The following is a 21,488-nucleotide window of genomic DNA, read 5'->3' on the forward strand; positions in this document are numbered from 1 at the left end:
TACTACAGGTTCAACTCAACAGGAGCACGCAGATGACGACCCAACTGAACGGCAAGCGCGTGGCCATGCTGGTCACCGACGGCTTCGAGCAGGTAGAACTCACCGGGCCAAAGCAGGCCCTCGAGCAAAGCGGCGTGCGCGTCGACATCCTCTCGGCCAAACCGGGCACGGTCAAGGGCTGGAACCACGACAAGCCCGCCGACGACTTCACTGTGGACAACACCTTCGACAAGGCCGACGTCGCGGTCTACGACGCCATCGTGCTGCCCGGCGGCGTGCAGAACTCCGACACCATACGCATCGACCCCGGCGCCCAGAAGCTGGTCAAGGCCCACGACGCCAGCGGCAAGCCCCTGGCGGTGATCTGCCATGGCGCCTGGCTGCTGGTGTCGAGCCAGTTGGTCAAGGGCCGCAAGATGACCAGCTACAAGACCGTGCGCGACGACATCACCAATGCCGGCGGGCAGTGGCAGGATCAGGCCGTGGTCATCGACCGCAACCTGATCAGCAGCCGCCAGCCCGACGATATTCCCGCCTTCAACACCCAGCTGCTGCGCGCTTTGGGCGCCTGATCGGCTATTTGTCGCCGGCCGAGCCGCGTGCCCGGCCGACGCGCTATACTCCCGCTCTTTTTTCCGGAGCGACGTCATGTCCCTGCCCAGCCTTCGCCTCAAAGCCAACGCCGACCGCCGCCTGCGCGCCGGCCATCTGTGGGTGTACAGCAACGAAATCGACGTCGCCGCGACCCCGCTGCATGGCTTCAAGGCCGGCGACCAGGCGGTGCTCGAAGGTGCCGGCGGCAAGCCGCTGGGCATCGTCGCCATGAGCCCCAACAACCTGATCTGCGCGCGCCTGCTGTCGCGCGACGCCAAGCTGGCCCTGGATAAGTCGCTGCTGGTGCACCGCATCAACGTGGCCCTGTCGCTGCGCGAGCGCCTGTTCGACAAGCCGTTCTACCGCCTGGTGTACGGCGACTCGGACCTGCTGCCGGGCCTGGTGGTCGACCGTTTCGGCGACATCCTGGTGGTACAGCTGGCCTCGGCCACCATGGAACAGCACAAGGACGACGTGATCGCCGCCCTGGTGCAGGTGCTCAAACCCACCGGCATCCTGTTCAAGAACGACTCGGCGGCGCGTGATGCCGAAGGCCTGAACCGATACGTCGAAACCGTGTTCGGCCTGGTGCCGGAGTGGGTGGCGCTGGAAGAGAACGGCGTGAAATTCGAAGCGCCGGTGATGGAAGGCCAGAAGACCGGCTGGTTCTACGACCACCGCATGAACCGCGCACGCCTGGCACCCTACGTCAAAGGCAAGCGCGTGCTCGACCTGTTCAGCTACATCGGTGGCTGGGGCGTGCAGGCCGGTGCGTTCGGCGCCAGCGAAGTGTTCTGTGTGGATGCCTCGGGCTTTGCCCTGGATGGCGTGGAGCGCAATGCGGCGCTCAACGGCATTGCCGAGAAGGTCACCTGCGTGGAAGGCGATGTGTTCGAGGCGCTGCGCGAGCTCAAGGCCGCTGAAGAGCGTTTCGACGTGATCGTGGCCGACCCGCCCGCGTTCATCAAGCGCAAGAAGGACCTGAAGAACGGCGAAGGCGCCTACCGCCGCCTGAACGAGCAGGCCATGCGCCTGCTGAGCAAGGACGGCATTCTGGTCAGCGCCTCGTGCTCGATGCACCTGCCCGAAGACGACCTGCAGAACATCCTGCTGACCAGCGCCCGCCACCTGGATCGCAACATGCAGCTGCTCGAACGCGGCGGCCAGGGCCCGGACCACCCGGTGCACCCGGCGATCCCGGAAACGCGCTACATCAAGAGCATCACCTGCCGGCTGCTGCCCAACAGCTGATCGCGCTGAATGAAAATCCCGGCCAGGTGCCGGGATTTTTTTGCCTGTAACGGCCTTTTCGCAGGCAAGGCCGGCTCCTGCAGGCAGGTGCACTCAATCGCGCTGCGGGTAAGGCATCATTCCCAGTTCTCGCCCGTCGATCACCAGGGTCTTGTAGCGCGGTTTCGCCAGCTTGAGCGTGCCCGCCCGAATCTGCTCGATCAGTGCGCGCCCCGTGCCGATCCCGTCCACCCGCGCATAATCACGCCAGAAGCCCTCGTGACGCGCATACACGAACGCCGACGTCGAGTACTCGTGCTTGGGCACCACCAGCACTTCGTTGACCCCATCGTCATCCAGGTCCACCTGCCAGGCAGCACACCCCGAACTGCCGCATTGGCTCTCGATCAGGGTCAGGTTGAGCATCTGCGCACTGTCCTCCGGCGCAGGCCCGATCCATTCCAGCTTGGGTCCGTACTCACGCGGCGACATGCTCACCGGTTCGGCCTCCAGCAGTCGATCGGCCAGCAGCTCGCGGCTTGGCGCATCCAGGATCTGCCCCTCCTTGACCAGGCGCGACAACCGCTCGAACTGCTCGATCCCCGGCTTGCCGAGCCGGTAGCGCAAAGCGCGCGCATCGAACGCATCCGCCGAGGTGCGCCCGCTCAACAGCCGCTCCATCTGGTTGGCGGCGCTGTAGGTCAACGGGTTGAGCACCGGCGTGAACACCAGCATCAGCACCACGAAACTCAGCAGCGCGATCAACGGGTTGCTGCGCCGCAAGCTGCCCAGCCACACCGCCTGGCGCGGGCGAATGGCCCACAGCGCGGCCAGGCTGTGCACCAGCGCGATGCCGATCAGCAGCATCGCCAGAAAGCGCTGCGGGGTCAGGCCGTACTGGTCGATGCGCAGCCAGCTCGAATAGCACGCCAGCGCCATCAGCAGCGGCAGGCACACAAGGCTGGCGTTCACCAGCAGCTTCAGGGGCCTGGCATAACCGGCATCGTGCTCGCCGTCCTGGAACACGCCGTTGAGCAGAAACAGCGTACTGCCCACCAGGCACAGCAGGATGCTGGTGGAGTAACCGGTGTTGAAGATCGGCGCGACCCCGGTCACCGCCAGCGCCAGGGTGAACACCACCGCAATCAGCGAACACAGCGGCAGCAGGTAGCGACACACGGTGAGCAGCACATTGCGCAGCAGGCCGATGGCCTTGTCGTTCTGGCGCCCCATGCGGATGCCCAGCGAGAAGAAGATCGGCAGGCACACGCAGATGAATTCGAGCGAGGCGAAGATATCGCTGAGCACCGGCGCGCCCAGAATCGTGAACAGCCGCCCGCACAGCCACAGCAGCAACCAGAACGCCAGGGTCACCAGCAGCGCCAGCAGCACGATGAAGGCATTGTTCCAGGCGTGCTGGTACAGGTCCTGATAGCGCAGGCGATTGCCGTCGCGGGTCGGCCAACTGAGGATGAACGCCGCGCCGATATAGGCCAGCACCAGCGAGGCCGGTATCCAGCGCATCCATAGCCAGCCGTCGGCCGATTGCGCATACAGCCAGGCGGACACGCTGGCCATCAACAACGCCAGGCCGGCCACCAGCAGCCAGGTGCCGCGCTGACGCACCGCGCCGCCCAGCAGTTGCAGATTGATGCCGCCCACCAGGGCCAGCGTGGCGCAGAACACCGCGAGCACAGGGTTGCGGTAATGGATGAAGGTGAGCAGCAGCGCCCCCTGTACCAGGGCGATGGCGAGGTAATAAAGCACGGAGCGGTTGAGCACGGGCATTCCAAGTCCTTTTGCGAGGGGTGATGCACAAGGCGCGCAGTCTAGGGCCAGGCGACCCCGCACGGCTAGAGCACGTCGACTTCATTGCAGCGCCGCACAGGCCCCATGCAGCCATGCATATATATCGATAAAAATCCAGGCCAATAATCCATAATGGCAAATTTTTCATTGATCCAGGCGACATAAGCAGATAAAAATCGACTCAATCAAAATAAAAACAATGCAGGTTCGACCCATGTCCTCTATCGACCGCTCTCATCCTGGCACTTCAGATACCGCTCGACTGCGCCGCGTGCTGGGGCTGCCCGCCCTGGTGTTCTTCGGCCTGGTGTACATGGTGCCGCTGACCATCTTCACCACCTACGGCATCGTCACCGAGCTCACCGGTGGCCGCACCGCAGGCGCCTACCTGGTGACCCTGCTGGCCATGCTGTTCACCGCGACGTCCTACAGCTTCATGGTCAAACGCTTCCCGGTGGCGGGCTCGGCCTACTCCTATACCCACCTGGCGTTCGGCCCCAACATCGGCTTTCTGGCCGGTTGGTCGCTGCTGCTCGACTACCTGTTCATCCCGATGATCAACTACCTGCTGATCGGGCTGTTCCTCAATATCGCCTTCCCGGCACTGCCGGTGTGGGGCATCATCGTCGCCGCCATCGCCCTGGTGACCGTGCTCAACGTGATCGGCATCCATTCGGTGGCCAAGGCCAGCAACCTGATCGTGGGCGCGCAGATCATCTTCATCGGCGTGTTCGCCGCACTGTCGATCAAGAGCCTGCACGGCGCGCCCATCGACCTGCTGTCGCCCCTGCTCGGTGACGGCACCCGGCCCGGGTTCAGCCACCTGATGACCGGGGCAGCGGTACTGTGCCTGTCCTTCCTGGGCTTCGACGCGGTATCGACCCTTGCCGAGGAAACCCGCGACCCGCAACGCGATGTGCCGCGCGCCATCCTGCTCACCACCCTGGGCGCCGGGCTGCTGTTCACCGTGCTGGCCTACATCAGCCAGCTGGTACTGCCGGGCAGCCACTTCGCCAACGTCGATGCGGCAGCCAATGAAGTGATGTTCAAGGCCGGCGGGCAGTTCCTCGCCAACTTCTTCACCGCGGCCTTCGTGGCCGGCAGCCTGGGTTCGGCACTGGCCTCGCAGGCTGCGGTGTCGCGCATCCTGTACACCATGGGCCGCGACCAGGTGCTGCCACGGCGCTGGTTCGGGCGCCTTTCGCCACGCTTCGGCACCCCGGTGTTCGCCACCCTGGTGGTATCGTTGTTCTCCCTGCTGGCACTGGTGATCGACCTGACCACCCTGGCCTCGCTGATCAGCTTTGGCGCGCTGGTGGCGTTCTCGGCGGTGAACCTGGCGGTGGTGCGCACGCACCTGGTCGATCAAGCCTGCCACCGCAACCTCTCGGGGCTGCTGCGTTACGGCGTGGTGCCGCTGGTGGGCATGAGCCTCACACTGTGGCTGTGGACCAGCCTGTCGGCACTGACCCTGACCATCGGCATGACCTGGTTCACCCTCGGCCTGGTGTACCTGGGCGTGCTGACCGGCGGCTTTCGCAAGCGCGTGAAGCTGGTGCACTTCTCCGAGGCCGGCTGAACGCCATGGCGGTTGGGCGGCCCGCGCGCAGCGAAAACGCCCAACCGCCCAATGCGCCATTCCTTCCCGCCGCCAGCGGTGTAGAATCGGCCTATTCATCGCCAGTCATCCCCGGCGGGTTTATGAGCTCTGGTCGAGCCCTCGGCGATCCCGTGGTGTTTTCGGCCTCATCCGTACCAGCGGCCACCTGCCTTCGGTGCAAAGGACAAGAGAAGCTCACTCCCCTTTTTGTTACCTGATTAGCCGCCAGGAGTGCTTCATGCCTGATTACCGCTCGAAAACGTCCACCCACGGTCGCAACATGGCCGGCGCACGCGCCCTGTGGCGCGCCACCGGCATGAAAGATGCCGACTTCAAGAAGCCGATCATCGCCATCGCCAACTCCTTCACCCAGTTCGTCCCGGGCCACGTGCACCTGAAGGACCTGGGCCAGCTGGTGGCCCGCGAGATCGAGCGCGCCGGTGGCGTGGCCAAGGAATTCAACACCATCGCCGTGGATGACGGCATCGCCATGGGCCACGACGGCATGCTGTACTCGCTGCCCAGTCGCGAGATCATCGCCGACTCGGTCGAGTACATGGTCAACGCCCACTGCGCCGACGCCATCGTGTGCATCTCCAACTGCGACAAGATCACCCCCGGCATGCTGATGGCCGCCCTGCGCCTGAACATCCCGGTGATCTTCGTGTCCGGCGGCCCGATGGAAGCCGGCAAGACCAAGCTGGCCAGCCACGGCCTGGACCTGGTCGACGCCATGGTGATCGCCGCCGACAGCTCGGCCAGTGACGAAAAGGTCGCCGAATACGAGCGCAGCGCCTGCCCTACCTGCGGTTCGTGCTCCGGCATGTTCACCGCCAACTCCATGAACTGCCTGACCGAAGCCCTGGGCCTGGCCCTGCCGGGCAACGGTTCGACCCTGGCCACCCACAGCGACCGCGAAGAGCTGTTCCTCAAGGCCGGCCGCACCATCGTCGAACTGTGCCAGCGCTACTACGGCGAGAACGACGAGTCGGTACTGCCGCGCAACATCGCCAACTTCAAGGCGTTCGAGAACGCCATGATGCTCGACATCGCCATGGGCGGCTCGACCAACACCATCCTGCACCTGCTGGCCGCCGCCCAGGAAGCCGAGATCGACTTCGACCTGCGCGACATCGACCGGTTGTCGCGCAGCGTGCCGCAGCTGTGCAAGGTGGCGCCGAACATCCAGAAGTACCACATGGAAGACGTGCACCGCGCCGGCGGCATCTTCAGCATCCTCGGTTCGCTGGCCCGTGGCGGCCTGCTGCACACCGACCTGCCGACCGTGCACAGCCGCAGCATGGAAGAAGCCATCGCCAAGTGGGACATCACCCAGACCGACGACGAAGCGGTGCACCACTTCTTCAAGGCCGGCCCGGCCGGCATCCCGACCCAGACCGCGTTCAGCCAGTCGACCCGTTGGGAAACCCTGGATGACGACCGCGAGAACGGCTGCATCCGCAGCTTCGAGCACGCCTACTCCAAGGAAGGCGGCCTGGCCGTGCTGTACGGCAACATCGCGCTGGATGGCTGCGTGGTGAAGACCGCAGGCGTCGACGAGTCGATCCATGTGTTCGAAGGCAACGCCAAGATCTTCGAAAGCCAGGACAGCGCGGTACGCGGCATTCTGGCCGACGAAGTGCAGGCCGGCGACATCGTGATCATCCGCTACGAGGGACCAAAAGGCGGCCCGGGCATGCAGGAGATGCTGTACCCGACCTCTTACCTGAAGTCCAAGGGCCTGGGCAAAGCCTGTGCGCTGCTGACCGACGGGCGCTTCTCGGGCGGCACCTCGGGCCTGTCCATCGGTCATGCTTCGCCGGAAGCGGCAGCAGGCGGCGCGATTGGCCTGGTGCGCGACGGCGACAAGGTGCTGATCGACATTCCCAACCGTTCGATCAACCTGCTGGTCAGCGATGAAGAGCTGGCGGCGCGGCGTGTCGAGCAGGACAAGAAGGGCTGGAAGCCGGTCGAGCAGCGTCCGCGCAAGGTGACCACCGCACTCAAGGCCTACGCCTTGCTCGCCACCAGTGCCGACAAGGGCGCGGTGCGCAACAAGGCCATGCTGGACGGGCTGTAAGGTCTGGCGACAATAAAGAACCGGCGCCCAGGCGCCGGTTTTTTTTGCCTGCGGTGCGGTGTTCGCCGGCAACGCCGGCTCCTACAGACGCCGTGGCCCCCGTAGGAGCCGGCGTTGCCGGCGAAGAGGCCGGTACAGAGGGCGGCAACATCTGCCCCTTACACCCCAGCCCCGCATCTGTTTTCGTCCGTCTTTGCTTGCCGAGGAATATGGTTATTCCAAAACCATCTATCTAAATTCCATTTAGATCTAATTTCGTTGTTTTTCAGGCTGTTAGCATTTCTGTTCGCAATCGCGCACAGACGCGACGCCCCGCCCTTTGTCTGGAGCTTCAATGAACCTGCCGCTGTTTCTCAACCTGCTGGTGTTCGCAGCCTTGCTGCTGGGCCTGGCGCAAACCAGCAAGACCTCCTGGAGCCTGGCCAAGAAAGTGCTGGTCGGCCTGATCGTCGGCGTGCTGTTCGGCAGTGCCCTGCATGCCATCTACGGTGCCGGCAGCCCGGTCCTGAAAAGCACCATCAGTTGGCTCGACCTGGTCGGCAACGGCTATGTGGGCCTGCTGCAGATGATCGTCATGCCGCTGATCTTCGTCTCGATCCTCAGCGCCGTGGCACGCCTGCACAACGCCTCGTCGCTGGGCAAGATCAGTTTCCTGACCATCGGCACCCTGCTGTTCACCACGGCCATCGCCGCGTTGATCGGCATCGGCCTGACCAACCTGTTCGGCCTCAGCGCCGAAGGCCTGGTGGCCGGCGTGCAGGAAACCGCGCGCATGCAGACCATCCAGAGTGACTACGCGGGCAAGGTTGCCGACCTCAACATCCCGCAACTGCTGCTGTCGTTCATCCCCACCAACCCGGTGGGCGACCTGGCCCGGGCCAAGCCGACCTCGATCATCAGCGTGGTGATCTTCGCCGCGTTCCTCGGTGTGGCCGCCTTGCAACTGCTCAAGGACGACGCCGACAAGGGCAACCGTGCGCTGGTGGCCATCGACACCCTGCAGGCCTGGGTGATGCGCCTGGTACGCCTGGTGATGAAGCTCACCCCGTATGGCGTGCTGGCGCTGATGACCAAGGTGGTGGCCAGCTCGAACCTGGACGACATTCTCAAGCTGGGCAGTTTCGTGGTGGTGTCGTACATCGGCCTGGGCCTGATGTTCTTGGTGCACGGTGTGCTGCTGGGCCTGGGCGGGGTCAACCCGCTGCGGTTTTTCCGCAAGGTATGGCCGGTGCTGACCTTTGCCTTCACCAGCCGCTCCAGTGCGGCGAGCATTCCGCTGAGCATCGAGGCGCAGACCCGTCGCCTGGGCATCCCTCAGGCGATTGCCAGCTTTGCCGCCTCGTTCGGCGCGACCATCGGCCAGAACGGTTGCGCAGGCCTGTACCCGGCGATGCTGGCGGTGATGGTGGCCCCGGCGGTGGGCATCGACCCGCTCGACCCGCTGTGGATCGCCACGCTGGTGGCCATCGTGACCCTGAGTTCGGCCGGGGTGGCCGGGGTGGGTGGCGGTGCGACCTTCGCCGCGCTGATCGTGCTGCCGGCGATGGGCCTGCCGGTGGAGCTGGTGGCGCTCTTGATCTCGGTCGAGCCGCTGATCGACATGGGCCGCACGGCACTGAACGTGAGTGGTGCGATGGTGGCCGGTACCCTGACCAGCCAGGCCATGGGGCAGACCGACAAGGTGCTGCTGGAGGCCGATGAGCATGCGCAGTTGACGCATAGCTGAAGGCCCCTTCGCCAGCAAGGCCGGCTCCTACAGCAATCGTGTAGGAGCCGGCCTTGCCGGCGAATGCATCAACGCCGCTCCCACACCTCGAAGTGATAAGCCGGCTTGTCCCCTTCAGCCGCGTTCGCCTGGGTCGAGGTCATCGCCCACTGCTGCGCATCCACTTCAGGGAACCACGCATCCCCCACCGGGCTGAGCTCGACCCGCGTCAGGTACAGGCGATCCGCCAGCCCGCGTTCCAACGCCTGACCGTACAGCTGCGCACCGCCGATCAGCATCAGCTCGTTCACACCGTGCTCCATCGCCCACTGCTCGGCCCGCACGATGGCCTCATCCAGCGAACCGAACACCTCGGCGCCCTCCAGCACCAGGCCCGGCTGACGGCTGACCACCAGGTTCAGACGCCCCGGCAAGGGGCGCCCCAGCGAATCCCAGGTCTTGCGACCCATGATGATCGGCTTGCCCAACGTGGTGGCCTTGAAATACTTGAAATCCCCCGGCAAATGCCAGGGCATGCTGTTGTCGATGCCGATGACGCGGTTCTCGGCGAGGGCCGCGATCAGGCTGAGAGGCAGTGATGTTTTCATGCCCGCGAGGATAGCAAAGCCCGCTGGCCGATGCGTGGGTTATGCTTTGGGCAGTTTTGATCAATGGAAGCTGGGTGTGACTGGACTGACTGACCTGGACAAACGCTGGCTCACCGAAGCCGTGCGCCTGCGTGAAGAACATGCCGGCGCGCTGGAAGACCAGGAAGCCAACCGCCGTGCGCGCCAGCAAGGCGGCGACCTGGCTGCACGCATCGAACACCGCGCCCTGTGGCTGGCCGAACGCGACGGCCTGCGCGCCGCGCTGGGGCGCTGGAAAGCCGGGGCGCGCCTGGCGCTGCTGGCCCTGCTGCTGCTCGCCGTGCTCAGCGGCGCCGGCCTGGCCTTCGCCGGGCTGGGCGACGGCCAGCGCCCGGTCAACGTGTTCTGGGCGCTGGGCAGCCTGCTGGGGCTTAACCTGCTGATGCTGCTGAGCTGGACTCTGGGCTTTGCCCTGGCCGGCGACCATGGCGCCAGCCTGGGGCGGCTGTGGCTATGGCTGAGCGAAAAGTTCGCCCGCGATGCCAAGGCCGCGCATCTGGCCCCAGCCCTGCTGGTACTGCTGCAACGCCAGCGCCTCAACCGCTGGCTGCTCGGCCTGCTGGTGCACGGCCTGTGGCTGCTGGCGCTGGCCAGCGCCCTGGTGGTGATGCTGATGCTGCTGGCCACCCGGCGTTATGGCTTTGTGTGGGAAACCACCATCCTCGACCCCGACACCTTCGTCGGCCTGACCCAGGCCCTCGGCACCCTGCCCGCGCTGCTGGGTTTCAGCGTGCCGGACGCGGCCATGATCCGCGCCAGCGGCGCCAGCCAACCGGCGCTGGAGCTGGCACGCCAGTCGTGGGCCGGCTGGATGCTCGGCGTGCTGGTGGTGTACGGCCTGCTGCCGCGGCTGGTGCTCGCGGCCCTGTGCCTGTGGCGCTGGCACAGCGGGCGCCGGCGCCTGGGCCTGGACCTCAACCTGCCCGGCTACAGCGCCCTGCGCGACGTGCTGATGCCCAGCAGCGAACGCCTGGGGGTCAACGACCCTGCCCCGCAGGCCTTGCCCGAAATCACCCGCAGCGAAGGCGACGCACCGGCCGAGGGCGCCTTGCTGGTGGGCCTGGAGCTCGACGACCAGCGCGCCTGGCCGCCCGCTCTGCCAGCCTCGGTGACCAACGCCGGTATCCTCGACAGCCGCGAATCACGCAACAGGCTGCTCGAACAGCTGAGCCGCTTCCCGCCCGCGCGCCTGGCCATCGCCTGCGACCCGCGCCGCTCGCCCGACCGGGGCAGCCTGGCGCTGCTGGCCGAGCTTGCGCGCAGCGCCGGGGCCACGCGCATCTGGCTGTTGCAGGCACCACCCGGCCAGGCACTGGACGCCGACCGCCTGGGCGACTGGCACCAGGCGCTGGAGCAACTGGGCCTGGCCTACGCCGACAGTGCCCCCCTCAACTGGCTGGAGCATGGCCATGACTAAGCCGTTGAAACTGGCCGTGGTCGGCCACACCAACGTCGGCAAGACCTCGCTGCTGCGCACGCTCACCCGCGACGTGGGTTTCGGCGAAGTCTCGCACCGCCCCAGCACCACCCGGCATGTGGAAGGCGCACGGCTGTCGGTGGAGGGCGAGCCGCTGCTGGAGCTGTACGACACCCCGGGCCTGGAGGATGCCATCGCGCTGCTCGATTACCTGGAGCGTCTCGATCGGCCCGGTGAGCGGCTGGACGGACCGGCGCGGGTCGAGCGTTTTCTGCAAGGCAACGAGGCGCGCCAGCGCTTCGAGCAGGAGGCCAAGGTGCTGCGCCAGTTGCTGGCCAGTGATGCCGGGCTGTACGTGATCGACGCCCGCGAGCCGGTGCTGGCCAAGTACCGCGATGAACTGGAAGTGCTGGCCGGTTGCGGCAAACCGCTGCTGCCGGTGCTCAACTTCGTGGCCAGCAACGAGCATCGCGAGCCGGACTGGCGCGAGGCCCTGGCACGCCTGGGGCTGCACGCACTGGTGCGCTTCGACAGCGTGGCCCCGCCGCAGGATGGCGAGCAGCGCCTGTACGAAAGCCTGGCCTTGCTGCTGGAGAATGCGCGCCCGGCCTTGCAGCGCCTTATCGATGACCAGCAGGCCCAGCGTGTGGCACGCCAGCACAGCGCCAAGCGCCTGATTGCCGAACTGCTGCTCGATTGCGCGGCGTGCCGGCGTAGCGTGATCGCCAGGCCGGAGGCCGAGGCAGCGGCGATCAGCGAGCTGCATCAGGTGATTCGCCAGCGTGAACAACGCTGCGTCGAGGCGCTGCTCAAGCTGTATGCGTTTCGCAAGGACGACGCCCACACCGGCGAGCTACCGCTGCTGGACGGGCGCTGGGGCGATGACCTGTTCAACCCCGAGACCCTGAAATTGCTGGGCGTGCGCCTGGGCAGCGGGGTTGCCGCGGGCGCCGCGGCCGGTGCCGGGGTCGACCTGCTGGTCGGCGGCATTACCCTGGGGGCGGCCGCACTGGCCGGGGCGATTGCCGGGGGTGCGCTGCAGACGGCACGCAGTTACGGTTCGCGGCTGATGGGCAAGCTGAAGGGCCAGCATGAACTGACGGTGGACGACGGGGTGCTGCGCTTGCTGGCGTTGCGTCAGCGTCAGTTGCTGGCAGCGCTGGAGGGGCGCGGGCATGCGGCGACAGCTCGCATCAAGCTGACGTTGCCCAGCGACAAGGGCTGGCGCGAGGGCAAGTTGCCGGAGGCGCTGAGCAAGGCGCGGGCGCACCCGCAGTGGTCGTCGATGAACCCAGGGGCCAAACTCGGGCAGGCGGAGCGGCAGGAGCAGATCGACAGTCTTGTGCAGGAGCTTTAAGGCCAATCGCGGGTCAAGCCCGCTCCCACAGAGAGTGTGCGATCCCTGTGGGAGCGGGCTTGACCCGCGATGGCGGTCTTAGATCAGACGTGCAATATGCCCCTCCGCCAACGCCGGCCCCACGCTCATCCCCACCCCGCTGTGCATCAGCGCCGCACTCACCCCCGGCGCTACCGCCAGCAGCGAAAACGGCCCCGGCCCACCCGAGCCGTACACCCCCTGCCAGCGCTCCAGCACCTCGATGCGCCCACCCAGCGTCTGCTCGGCCAGCTCGATCATCCAGTTGTCCACCTGCTCGGCATTGAACGGCGATGCATCGCTGCCATAGGCATGCGAATCGCCGATGATCAGCTCGCCATGGGGCGTCGGGCTAATCAACAGGTGAATGCCGTTTTCCAGCAGGTGCGGGCTGCCGGCCTGTATCTCGGCGCGCAGGGCCTGCGCCTGCGGCAGGTCGGCATACGCCCCGTAATGCAGGCAGCTCAACCCGGTCAGCAGCGAATGCTGCAGATCCAGGCCGAAGCGTGGCCGGGCGCGCATCATCTGCAGGCGACATACCTGCGGCTGCAACTGCGCCATCGGCTCGGCGAGCAGCGTCTGGTAGTCGTGCCCGCTGCACACCACGATATGCTCGCCGCTGAAGCGACCGGCGGTGGTGGTCAGAAACCCCGGCTCCACCTCGCGCACCAGCGTGGAAAAGTGGAACTCGACGCCCAGTTGCTCGCGCAGGTAGTTGACCAGCGCAGGGATGGCCTCGCGCGAGTACACCTGCTGATCGTCCAGCCCACGCAGGGCGGCGCGATGATGGCGGAACTGGCCGTCGTACAGCGCATCGAGCGCGGCGCCCTGCAGCAGTTCGACCGGGTAGCCGTGCTCGGGTGCACGCCCGTTGCAGAAGGCTTCGAGCAGGTCTTGCTCCAGCGCGGTGCGGGCCAGCAGCAGCGAGCCGTTGCGCTTGAGCGCAAAGCCGGCGTGCTCGGCCCAGTGGGCCCAGATGCCGCGGCTGGCCTTGGCCAGTTCGAGCATCTGGCCGGGTGGCTGGCCGCTGACCAGGGCCTGGCCGAAGTTGCGAATGGAGGCGCCCAGCGGGGTGGCGCTGCGTTCGAACACCTTGACCCGCAGGCCGCGCCGGGCTGCGGCGTAGGCGTGGGACAGACCGAGGATGCCGGCGCCGACGATGAGAAAATCTGACATGGGGGTTCCCTTCAGGATTGTGGTGCGGCCATCGCGGGTCAAGCCCGCTCCCACAAGGACGGCGATGATCCCTGTGGGAGCGGGCTTGACCCGCGATGAATGCGAAGCGGATTTACTGCTGCGCCACCTTCTCCGACTTGCCGTCATAGCGCTTGCGCCACTCGGCCAGAATGCTGTCGCGGTTCTTCGATGCCCAGCCGAAGTCGTTCTTGATCAGACGCTGCTCGTAATCGGCCGGCAACTCGGTCTGCGGCTTGGCAATGCCCGGCTGCGCCAGCACCGCGAAGTTCTCCTTGTACAGCTCCATCGCCGCCGGGCTCGCCGAGAAGTCGGCCAGGCGCTTGGCCGCGGCTTCATGCTGACTGCCCTTGATCAACGCAGTGGCCTCGATCTCCCAGCCCAGGCCTTCCTTGGGCAACACGATATCCAGCGGCGCGCCCTGGCGCTTGAGCTGCACCGCCGGGTACTCGAACGAGATGCCGATCGGGAACTCTCCCGCCGCCGCCAGCTTGCACGGCTTGGAACCGGAGTGAACGTACTGGCCGATGTTCTGGTGCAGCTCGTCCATGTACTGCCAGCCCTGCTTCTCGCCGAAGGTCTGCAGCCATGCGCTCACATCCAGAAAACCGGTGCCGGACGACGCCGGGTTGGGCATCACGATCTTGCCCTTGTACTCGGGCTTGGTCAGGTCCTGCCAGCTCACCGGCTTGCTCAGCCCCTGCTTCTCGGCCTCGATGGTGTTGAAGCAGATGGTCGCCGCCCACACGTCCATGCCCACCCACGCCGGCGGGTTGGCCGCATCGCGGTAGTTGGCGCCGATCTTGTCCAGGTCCTTGGGGGCATAGGTCTGCAGCATGCCCTGCTGGTCGAGGATCGCCAGGCTCGACGCCGCCAGGCCCCACACCGCGTCGGCCTGCGGGCGATCCTTCTCGGCCAGCAGCTTGGCGGTGATGATGCCGGTGGAGTCACGCACCCACTTGATCTCGATATCCGGGTTGGCCTTTTCGAAGGCCTGCTTGTAGGTCTTGAGCTGTTCGGCCTCCAGCGCGGTGTACACGGTGAGCTGGGTGTCGGCGGCCTGGGCCTGCACGGTCACGGCAGCGAGCACGGCAGCGGCAAGAGCAAGTGGCTTGAACATGGTGCGGTTCCTTTGAGCAGTACAGGGTTGGAAGAGCAATCAGTGGCCCGGCGCGCGCTGGCGCCAGGCCTGGGAGCGTTTGAGCAGGCCACGCGAGGCCCACGCCAGCAGCAGTGACACGCCGGCGCTGGTCAGCAGGATCAGGGTGGACATGGCGGCGGCACCGCCGACGTTGCCGGCATCGTCCATGTTCAGTACCGCCACCGCGGCCAGGATGGTGTCGGGGCTGTAGAGGAAGATGGCCGCCGACACGGTGGTCATCGCCGAGACGAACAGGTAGCGGATGATGTCCAGCAGCGCTGGCAGGCAGATCGGCACGGTAACCCGCGCAAAGTGGCGGTACAGCGGGGCCTTGAGCGACAGCGCGGCGGCCTCGAACTCGCTGTCGAGCTGGCGCAGTGCAGTGGTGGCGGTCATCTGCGCGGTGGTCAGGTAGTGCGCGATGGTGCACACCACCAGCAGCGTCATGCTGCCGTAGAACACATGCAGCGGGTTGCCCGGCAGGTTGAAGAAGAACACGTAGCCCAGCCCCAGCACCAACCCCGGCACGGCCATCGGCACGAAGCTGAGCAGGCGCAGCAGCAGGTTGAGACGGCCTCTGGTCTTCTCCATCAGGTAGGCGCCGCTGAAGATCACCGCGCTGCCGATCAGGGCGGTGCCCAGCGCCATGGTGATGCTGTTGCGGTAGGCCAGCCAGCCGCCGCCGGCGGTGTCGTCGAACTGGTAGTGCTTGAGCGACAGCGACAGGTTGTAGGGCCAGAACTTGACCAGCGAGGAGTACACCGCCATGCCCACCACCAGCAGCAGAATGGCGCACACCAGCAGCACGATGGCCAGGAAGCACGCATCACGCCGGCGGCTGGGGGCCGGCTCGAACACCTGGGCGCGACCGCTCATGGCATCGCCCTGGCGCCGGCGCAGCCAGGCATCCACCGCAAAGCTGAGCAGCGCCGGCACCAGCAGCACCATGCCAATCAGTGCACCACGGCCGAACTGCTGCTGGCCCACCACCGCCTTGTAGGCTTCCAGCGCCAGCACCTGGTAGTCGCCACCCACCACCACCGGCACGCCGAAGTCGGTGATGGTGAGGGTGAACACCAGGCAGAACGCGGCGAACACGGCCTGGCGTGTGGCCGGCCAGGTGATGCTGGTGAACGCGCGGCGTGGCCCGGCGCCCATGCTGGAGGCCGCATCGAACAACCGTGCATCGGCCAGCGACAGTGCCGAGAGCAGGATCATCAGCGCATGCGGGAAGGTGTAGATGGCCTCGCCCAGCACGATGCCCCAGAAGCCATAGATATTGTCGCTGAGCAGCCCGCGCAGCAGGCCCTGGTTACCGAACAGGTACACCAGCGCGATGGCCGGCAGCATCGAAGGCGCCAGCAGCGGCAGCAGCGAGATCCCGCGCCATATGCGCTTGCCCGGAATCAGCGTGCGTTGCAGCGCATAGGCGAACAGGTAGGCGGTGGGCACCACGATGGCCGCCACGCTCAGCGCGACGGTGAGGCTGTTGCCCAGCAGCCAGTGGAAGTTGGCGCTGGCGAACAGTTCGCGGGCCGCGACCAGCCCGCCGCCCTGCCCGGCATCGCTGCTGAAGCCGCGCCAGAAGATCGCCAGCAACGGCAGCAGCACCGCGACGGTCAGCAGCACCAGCAACAGCCATTTGCCGCCGGTCACGAACAGGCGATCACCCAGCGCGACGCCGCCGGTGGTCTTGGCCTTCGCAGGTGCGATCGGCAGGCTCATCGGCGCGCCCATGTCAGGCAAACACCTGCAGGCTGCGCGGCGGCAAGGCCACCCAGATATCCTGCGAGCCCAGGCGCGGCATCGATTCGGGCGCCACCTCGGCGGTAAATGCGTGGCCAGGCAGTTGGTTGAACTCGAAACTCATGCGGCAGCGATTGCCGAGGAAGGTGATTTCCCGCACGCGGGCCGGGAACAGGTTTTCTTCATGCACCGGCGGGTTGACGCTGATCGCCTCGGGGCGGCAGAACAACCGGCCACTGTTGGCCGCGCCCGCACCGGGGGCCAGGCGCAGGTTCATGTCACCCACCTGGGCATGGCTGTCGCTGCGCTGCTGGAATGGCAGCCAGTTGCCCTGGCCGACGAACTCGGCCACGAACGGCGTGGCCGGCTTGTCGTAGATGGCCTGCGGGGTGTCGTACTGCTCGACCTGGCCGTTGTTCATCACCGCAATGCGGTCGGCCATGAGCATGGCCTCGTCCTGGTTGTGGGTGACCATCAGGGTGGTGATGCCAAGCTGGCGTTGCAACTGACGCAGCTCGCTGCACAGGTGGTCGCGCACGCGGGCATCGAGGGCCGACATGGGTTCGTCGAGCAGCAGCAAGGAGGGTGCCGGGGCGAGTGCGCGGGCCAGGGCCACACGTTGTTGCTGGCCGCCGGAGAGCTGGCCGGGGTACTTCTTCTCGCTGCCGCGCAGGCCGACCAGGTCGAGCATGTCGGCCACGCGCTGACGGGATTCGTCGCGGCTGCTGGCGGTCAGGCCGTAGGCGATGTTGGCTTCGACGGTGAGGTTGGGGAACAGCGCGTAGGACTGGAACAGAATGCCGTAGTCGCGGGCCTGGGGCGGCAGCTCGGAAATGTCGCGGTCACCGATGTAGAGGGTGCCGCGGTCCTGGCGTTCGAGCCCGGCGATGCAGCGCAGCAGGGTGGTCTTGCCGCAGCCGGAGGGGCCGAGCAGGCACACCAGTTCGCCGGCGACGATGTCCAGGGACACGTCGTGCAGCGCGGTGAAGGCGCCGAAGCGTTTGTGGATGCCGCGCACTTTCATCTGTGCGCCGGGGGTTGCGAGTGCGTTGTTCATGCCGGGACCTCACTGAACGAGTGAGGGCCATGCTAGGCGGGCAATGCGAAGGTTCTGTGGCGGTGGGGCAAAAGCGGGTGATAGTGGTATAGGCAGATTTTGTAGGGCTGCTGCGCAGCCCATCGCGGGTCAAGCCCGCTCCCACAACGATCTTGTGGGAGCGGGCTTGACCCGCGATGGCTATGGACCAGACGCCGATACTTCCTGGGCCAGGCCGAGAAAGGCAGCAGGCAACCGCGCCTGGCGCCGTTCCTTGAGGCAGTACAGGTACTCATGCATCACCGGCGCACCCTCCAGCGCCAGCACCTTAAGCTCCGGGTTATGCGGCACCTCGTGGCGGGCGATGATGCTGATGCCGATGTTGCGCAGCACCGCCTCGCGGATCGATTCGCGGCTACCGATCTCCAGCAGCGAGCCTACCTTCACCCCCGCCTCGTCGAGCATCTGCTCGGTGAGCCGGCGCGTGGTCGAGCCCTGTTCGCGCATCAGCAGGCAATGCCCGCCCAGCGCACTCAGCGGCACCGCCTCACGCGAGGCCAAGGGATGGTTGCGGTGCACTGCCACCACCAGCGGGTCGACGCCCAGCACCCGCCGCACCAGGCGCGCATCCTCCACCAGCTGTGACGAGGCGGCCATGTCCACGCGGTAATCCTCCAGCCACTCCAGCACCTGCTGCGAGTTGCCGATCTCCACCGACAGCTCCACCTGCGGCAGGCGCTCGCGGAAGATCTTCACCAGGTCGAGAATGTAGTACGGCGCCGTGGCCGCAATGCGCAGGCCACCCTGCCCCTGGCCGCTGTTGCGCAGGAAGAACTCGATATCCGACTCCTGCTGCATCAGCGCCTTGACCATCGGCATCAGCCGCGTGCCGTCGTCGCTCAGGGTCAGGCGGCGACCGCCGCGAAAGAACAGCTCGACCCCGTACTGGGCCTCCAGGTTGCGGATCTGCGTGGTCACCGTCGGCTGGCTGAGCCCGAGTTTCTTCGCCGCCAGGGTAATGCTGCCCAGGCGGGCCACCATGTAGAACGCCTTCAACTCGGAACTCAACATACCGCCTCTTACTTTCTGAGCAGGCGCAAGCCGTTGAATACCACCAGCAAGCTCACGCCCATGTCGGCGAACACCGCCATCCACAAGGTCGCCATGCCGGTGAAGGTGATCGCCAGGAAGATCGCCTTGATGCCCAGGGCCAGAACGATGTTCTGCACCAGGATCGCCGCGCTTTGCCGCGAGAGCCTGACGAACGCCGGGATTTTGCGCAAGTCGTCATCCATCAGTGCCACGTCTGCGGTTTCGATGGCGGTGTCGGTACCGGCCGCCGCCATGGCAAACCCGATCTCGGCCCGCGCCAGCGCCGGGGCATCGTTGATGCCGTCGCCGACCATGCCGACCCGATGGCCCTGGGCGTACAGGTCTTCGATGGCCTTGAGCTTGTCGGCCGGCAGCAGGTTGCCGCGAGCCTCATCGATGCCCACCTGCGCGGCGATGGCCTCGGCGGTGTGCGGATTGTCGCCGGTGAGCATGACGGTCTTGATACCCAGTGCATGCAACTGCGCAATCGCCTCGCGGCTGCTTTCCTTGACCGTATCGGCCACGGCGAACAGCGCCAGCGGGCCGGAGGCGTCGAGCAGCAGCACCACGGTCTTGCCCTGGCGCTCCAGCTCATCGAGCCGGGCTTCCAGTTCGGGCGAGCACAGGCCCAGTTCCTCGACCAGGCGATGGTTGCCCAGGTGGTACAGCACGCCGTCGATCTTGCCGCCCACGCCACGGCCCATCAGGGCCTGGAACTCGCTGACCTCGGCCAGCGGCTGATCGCCGTACTGCTGTGCGATGGCCATCGACACCGGGTGATCGGAACGAGCGCCCAGGCTCGCGGCGATGTGCTGGGCGCGGCCTTCGAAGCGCGCATCGAGCACGCGGTAGTCGGTTTGCACCGGTTTGCCGTGGGTGATGGTGCCGGTCTTGTCCAGCGCCAGGAAGCTGAGCTTGCGCCCGCCCTCCAGGTACACGCCGCCCTTGATCAGGATGCCCTTGCGCGCTGCGGCGGCCAGGCCGCTGACGATGGTCACCGGGGTCGAGATCACCAGCGCGCACGGGCACGCCACCACCAGCAGCACCAGCGCACGGTAGATCCAGTCGAACCACAGGCCGCCGAAGAACAGCGGTGCCACCACGGCCACCGCCAGTGCCAGCACGAACACCACCGGGGTGTAGATGCGCGAGAACTGGTCGACGAAGCGCTGGGTCGGGGCGCGGGCGCCCTGGGCTTGCTCCACGGCCTTGATGATGCGGGCCAGGGTCGACTGGCCGGCGGCGGCGGTCACGCGGTACTCCAGCGCACCGGACTGGTTGATGGTGCCGGCGAACACCTTGTCGCCGGGGCCCTTCTCCACCGGCAGGCTTTCGCCGGTGATCGGCGCCTGGTCGATGCTGGACTGGCCTTGCAGCACTTCGCCGTCCAGGCCGATACGTTCGCCTGGGCGCACGCGCACGGTGGCGCCAAGGGCCACCTGGCGCACGTCGACCTCCTGCCATTGGCCGTCGGCCTGGCGCACGGTGGCCAGGTCCGGGGCCAGTTGCATCAGGCCGCCGATGGCGTTGCGTGCACGGTCCAGCGAGCGCGCCTCGATCAGTTCGGCCAGGGTGAACAGCACCATCACCATGGCCGCTTCCGGCCACTGGCCGATCAGCACGGCGCCGGTCACGGCGATGCTCATCAGTGCGTTGATGTTCAGGTTGCGGTTCTTCAGGGCAATCCAGCCCTTCTTGTAGGTGCCCAGGCCGCAGCCGAGGATGGCCGCCAGCGCCAGCAGGGCCACGGCCCATTCCGGGGCGGCATTGGTGAAGTGGACGATCTCGGCGGCGAGTGCGGCGACACCGGACAGCGCCAGCGGCCACCAGGCTTTCTTCGGTGCAGCCACTGCGTCGCTGCCGGCCTCGCCCGCATCGTCGAGCGGTTCGGCGTGCATGCCCAGCGAGGTGATCGCCTGCTCGATGCCGAGGGTGTCGGGGTGGGTATGCGTGACGCCGAGGATACGGTTGATCAGGTTGAATTCCAGCTGCTCGACGCCGTCGAGCTTGCCCAGCTTGTTCTGGATCAGGGTCTGCTCGGTCGGGCAGTCCATGGCCTCGATCCGGAAGCGGCTCAGCTGCGCATCGCTGCTGGTGGTTTCACGCAGCTGCACCAGGGCCGGTGCGGCGGCGCCGGAGCAGCAGCTGCCGTGGGCAGGCGCGGCAGGCGCGGGGCTGGCGTGGTCGTGGGCATGATCGTGGCTATGTTCATGCTTGTGATCGTGCGCGTGGCCGACGTGGTCGGGGCTGACAGGCTGGTTCATGTGGTTCATCCCTAAAGGTCCTGTTGCCAAGTGAACACCCTGTAGCCACTATAGGGTCAAGCAACCAACCGAGGTATTTTGCAGATGAAGATCGGAGAGCTGGCCAGGGCCACCGACTGCCCGGTGGAAACCATTCGCTACTACGAGCGTGAAAGCCTCTTGCCAGAGCCTGCGCGCAGCGAGGGCAACTACCGGCTGTATACCCAGGCGCACGTGGAGCGGCTGACCTTCATCCGCAACTGCCGCACGTTGGACATGACCCTGGAAGAGATCCGCAGCTTGCTGCGCCTGCGCGACAGCCCGGAGGACCAGTGCGAAAGCGTGAATGCGCTGATCGACGAGCATATCCAGCACGTGAAGGCGCGCATCGACGGGTTGGTGGCATTGCAGGGGCAGTTGCTGGAGTTGCGCCAGCATTGCCGGGCGCAGGAAACACAGTGCTCGATCCTGCAGCATCTGGAGGTGAACGGTGCGGTGACAGCCCCGGAGGCGGAGCATTCGCATGTGGGGCGCAGTCATGGGCACTGACTGAGGGCCCTTTCGCCGGCAAGGCTGGCT

Annotated in this window: 16 protein-coding genes; 8 read left to right on the forward strand and 8 right to left on the reverse strand. The window is 66.3% G+C overall.

The features are described from left to right. The first annotated feature begins 32 nt into the window (after positions 1 to 32). Together NJH59_RS01060 and NJH59_RS01065 are read left to right on the forward strand one after the other, a co-directional pair. On the forward strand, positions 33 to 572 hold the full coding sequence (locus NJH59_RS01060) for a type 1 glutamine amidotransferase domain-containing protein (RefSeq protein WP_043859999.1): 540 nt from the start codon (positions 33 to 35) through the stop codon (positions 570 to 572). Positions 573 to 648: 76 nt separating this feature from the next. Further along, positions 649 to 1,845: a class I SAM-dependent rRNA methyltransferase gene (locus NJH59_RS01065; protein ID WP_043860000.1), complete on the forward strand. Its 1,197-nt coding sequence runs from the start codon at positions 649 to 651 to the stop codon at positions 1,843 to 1,845. Positions 1,846 to 1,938: 93 nt separating this feature from the next. On the opposite strand, the gene NJH59_RS01070 is transcribed toward NJH59_RS01065, so the two are convergent. Further along, the gene (locus NJH59_RS01070; protein WP_058541778.1) at positions 1,939 to 3,612 is read right to left on the reverse strand and encodes a DUF4153 domain-containing protein; all 1,674 of its coding nucleotides are present in this window, start codon (positions 3,610 to 3,612) and stop codon (positions 1,939 to 1,941) included. Between the two features lie 235 nt (positions 3,613 to 3,847). Here NJH59_RS01070 and NJH59_RS01075 point away from each other — a divergent pair, with 235 nt between their 5' ends. From NJH59_RS01075 to NJH59_RS01085, 3 genes are all read left to right on the forward strand, one after another. Then, the gene (locus NJH59_RS01075) at positions 3,848 to 5,212 is read left to right on the forward strand and encodes an APC family permease (protein ID WP_253086241.1); all 1,365 of its coding nucleotides are present in this window, start codon (positions 3,848 to 3,850) and stop codon (positions 5,210 to 5,212) included. Positions 5,213 to 5,471: 259 nt separating this feature from the next. Further along, the gene (gene ilvD / locus NJH59_RS01080; RefSeq protein WP_043860003.1) at positions 5,472 to 7,313 is read left to right on the forward strand and encodes a dihydroxy-acid dehydratase; all 1,842 of its coding nucleotides are present in this window, start codon (positions 5,472 to 5,474) and stop codon (positions 7,311 to 7,313) included. 334 nt (positions 7,314 to 7,647) lie between these two features. Continuing rightward, positions 7,648 to 9,039, forward strand: coding sequence for an L-cystine transporter (locus NJH59_RS01085; protein WP_043860004.1), 1,392 nt, complete (start codon positions 7,648 to 7,650; stop codon positions 9,037 to 9,039). A 68-nt stretch (positions 9,040 to 9,107) separates the two neighbouring features. On the opposite strand, the gene NJH59_RS01090 is transcribed toward NJH59_RS01085, so the two are convergent. Then, positions 9,108 to 9,626 carry a dihydrofolate reductase gene (locus NJH59_RS01090; protein WP_253086242.1) on the reverse strand — a complete coding sequence of 173 codons (519 nt, stop codon included), beginning with the start codon at positions 9,624 to 9,626 and terminating at the stop codon, positions 9,108 to 9,110. A gap of 76 nt (positions 9,627 to 9,702) precedes the next feature. On the opposite strand from NJH59_RS01090, the gene NJH59_RS01095 reads away from it, so the two are divergent. Both NJH59_RS01095 and NJH59_RS01100 read left to right on the forward strand, forming a co-directional pair. Next, entirely contained in the window at positions 9,703 to 11,082 is a 1,380-nt protein-coding gene (locus NJH59_RS01095) for a DUF2868 domain-containing protein (RefSeq protein ID WP_253086243.1), read from the forward strand. Then, the gene (locus tag NJH59_RS01100; RefSeq protein ID WP_078480707.1) at positions 11,075 to 12,439 is read left to right on the forward strand and encodes a DUF3482 domain-containing protein; all 1,365 of its coding nucleotides are present in this window, start codon (positions 11,075 to 11,077) and stop codon (positions 12,437 to 12,439) included. Before NJH59_RS01095 ends, NJH59_RS01100 begins: the two co-directional genes overlap by 8 nt. A gap of 78 nt (positions 12,440 to 12,517) precedes the next feature. On the opposite strand, the gene NJH59_RS01105 is transcribed toward NJH59_RS01100, so the two are convergent. The 6 genes from NJH59_RS01105 to NJH59_RS01130 form a co-directional block, all read right to left on the reverse strand. Continuing rightward, the gene (locus NJH59_RS01105) at positions 12,518 to 13,633 is read right to left on the reverse strand and encodes a TIGR03364 family FAD-dependent oxidoreductase (RefSeq protein ID WP_253086244.1); all 1,116 of its coding nucleotides are present in this window, start codon (positions 13,631 to 13,633) and stop codon (positions 12,518 to 12,520) included. A gap of 112 nt (positions 13,634 to 13,745) precedes the next feature. Beyond that, the gene (locus NJH59_RS01110) at positions 13,746 to 14,771 is read right to left on the reverse strand and encodes a putative 2-aminoethylphosphonate ABC transporter substrate-binding protein (RefSeq protein WP_054915526.1); all 1,026 of its coding nucleotides are present in this window, start codon (positions 14,769 to 14,771) and stop codon (positions 13,746 to 13,748) included. A 39-nt stretch (positions 14,772 to 14,810) separates the two neighbouring features. Next, the gene (locus NJH59_RS01115; RefSeq protein WP_043863458.1) at positions 14,811 to 16,529 is read right to left on the reverse strand and encodes a putative 2-aminoethylphosphonate ABC transporter permease subunit; all 1,719 of its coding nucleotides are present in this window, start codon (positions 16,527 to 16,529) and stop codon (positions 14,811 to 14,813) included. Position 16,530: 1 nt separating this feature from the next. After that, positions 16,531 to 17,595, reverse strand: a complete 1,065-nt coding sequence (locus NJH59_RS01120) for a putative 2-aminoethylphosphonate ABC transporter ATP-binding protein (protein WP_043863457.1) — start codon at positions 17,593 to 17,595, stop codon at positions 16,531 to 16,533. A gap of 180 nt (positions 17,596 to 17,775) precedes the next feature. Further along, entirely contained in the window at positions 17,776 to 18,645 is an 870-nt protein-coding gene (locus tag NJH59_RS01125; protein ID WP_043863456.1) for a LysR family transcriptional regulator, read from the reverse strand. Between the two features lie 8 nt (positions 18,646 to 18,653). After that, positions 18,654 to 20,930 carry a heavy metal translocating P-type ATPase gene (locus tag NJH59_RS01130; protein ID WP_253086245.1) on the reverse strand — a complete coding sequence of 759 codons (2,277 nt, stop codon included), beginning with the start codon at positions 20,928 to 20,930 and terminating at the stop codon, positions 18,654 to 18,656. An 84-nt stretch (positions 20,931 to 21,014) separates the two neighbouring features. On the opposite strand from NJH59_RS01130, the gene cadR reads away from it, so the two are divergent. Continuing rightward, positions 21,015 to 21,458, forward strand: a complete 444-nt coding sequence (gene cadR, locus NJH59_RS01135) for a Cd(II)/Pb(II)-responsive transcriptional regulator (RefSeq protein ID WP_043863455.1) — start codon at positions 21,015 to 21,017, stop codon at positions 21,456 to 21,458. Positions 21,459 to 21,488: the final 30 nt, after the last annotated feature.

Origin of the sequence: Pseudomonas sp. VE 267-6A, from assembly GCF_024126555.1 — a bacterium.
GTDB classification, from domain to species: Bacteria; Pseudomonadota; Gammaproteobacteria; order Pseudomonadales; family Pseudomonadaceae; genus Aquipseudomonas; species Aquipseudomonas palmensis.

Coding starts and splice junctions, on each gene's coding strand:
- NJH59_RS01060 (WP_043859999.1), top strand. CDS start 33: ATGACGACCCAACTGAACGGCAAGCGCGTGGCCATGCTGGTCACCGAC.
- NJH59_RS01065 (WP_043860000.1), top strand. CDS start 649: ATGTCCCTGCCCAGCCTTCGCCTCAAAGCCAACGCCGACCGCCGCCTG.
- NJH59_RS01070 (WP_058541778.1), bottom strand. CDS start 3,612: ATGCCCGTGCTCAACCGCTCCGTGCTTTATTACCTCGCCATCGCCCTG.
- NJH59_RS01075 (WP_253086241.1), top strand. CDS start 3,848: ATGTCCTCTATCGACCGCTCTCATCCTGGCACTTCAGATACCGCTCGA.
- ilvD (WP_043860003.1), top strand. CDS start 5,472: ATGCCTGATTACCGCTCGAAAACGTCCACCCACGGTCGCAACATGGCC.
- NJH59_RS01085 (WP_043860004.1), top strand. CDS start 7,648: ATGAACCTGCCGCTGTTTCTCAACCTGCTGGTGTTCGCAGCCTTGCTG.
- NJH59_RS01090 (WP_253086242.1), bottom strand. CDS start 9,626: ATGAAAACATCACTGCCTCTCAGCCTGATCGCGGCCCTCGCCGAGAAC.
- NJH59_RS01100 (WP_078480707.1), top strand. CDS start 11,075: ATGACTAAGCCGTTGAAACTGGCCGTGGTCGGCCACACCAACGTCGGC.
- NJH59_RS01105 (WP_253086244.1), bottom strand. CDS start 13,633: ATGTCAGATTTTCTCATCGTCGGCGCCGGCATCCTCGGTCTGTCCCAC.
- NJH59_RS01110 (WP_054915526.1), bottom strand. CDS start 14,771: ATGTTCAAGCCACTTGCTCTTGCCGCTGCCGTGCTCGCTGCCGTGACC.
- NJH59_RS01115 (WP_043863458.1), bottom strand. CDS start 16,529: ATGGGCGCGCCGATGAGCCTGCCGATCGCACCTGCGAAGGCCAAGACC.
- NJH59_RS01120 (WP_043863457.1), bottom strand. CDS start 17,595: ATGAACAACGCACTCGCAACCCCCGGCGCACAGATGAAAGTGCGCGGC.
- NJH59_RS01125 (WP_043863456.1), bottom strand. CDS start 18,645: ATGTTGAGTTCCGAGTTGAAGGCGTTCTACATGGTGGCCCGCCTGGGC.
- NJH59_RS01130 (WP_253086245.1), bottom strand. CDS start 20,930: ATGAACCAGCCTGTCAGCCCCGACCACGTCGGCCACGCGCACGATCAC.
- cadR (WP_043863455.1), top strand. CDS start 21,015: ATGAAGATCGGAGAGCTGGCCAGGGCCACCGACTGCCCGGTGGAAACC.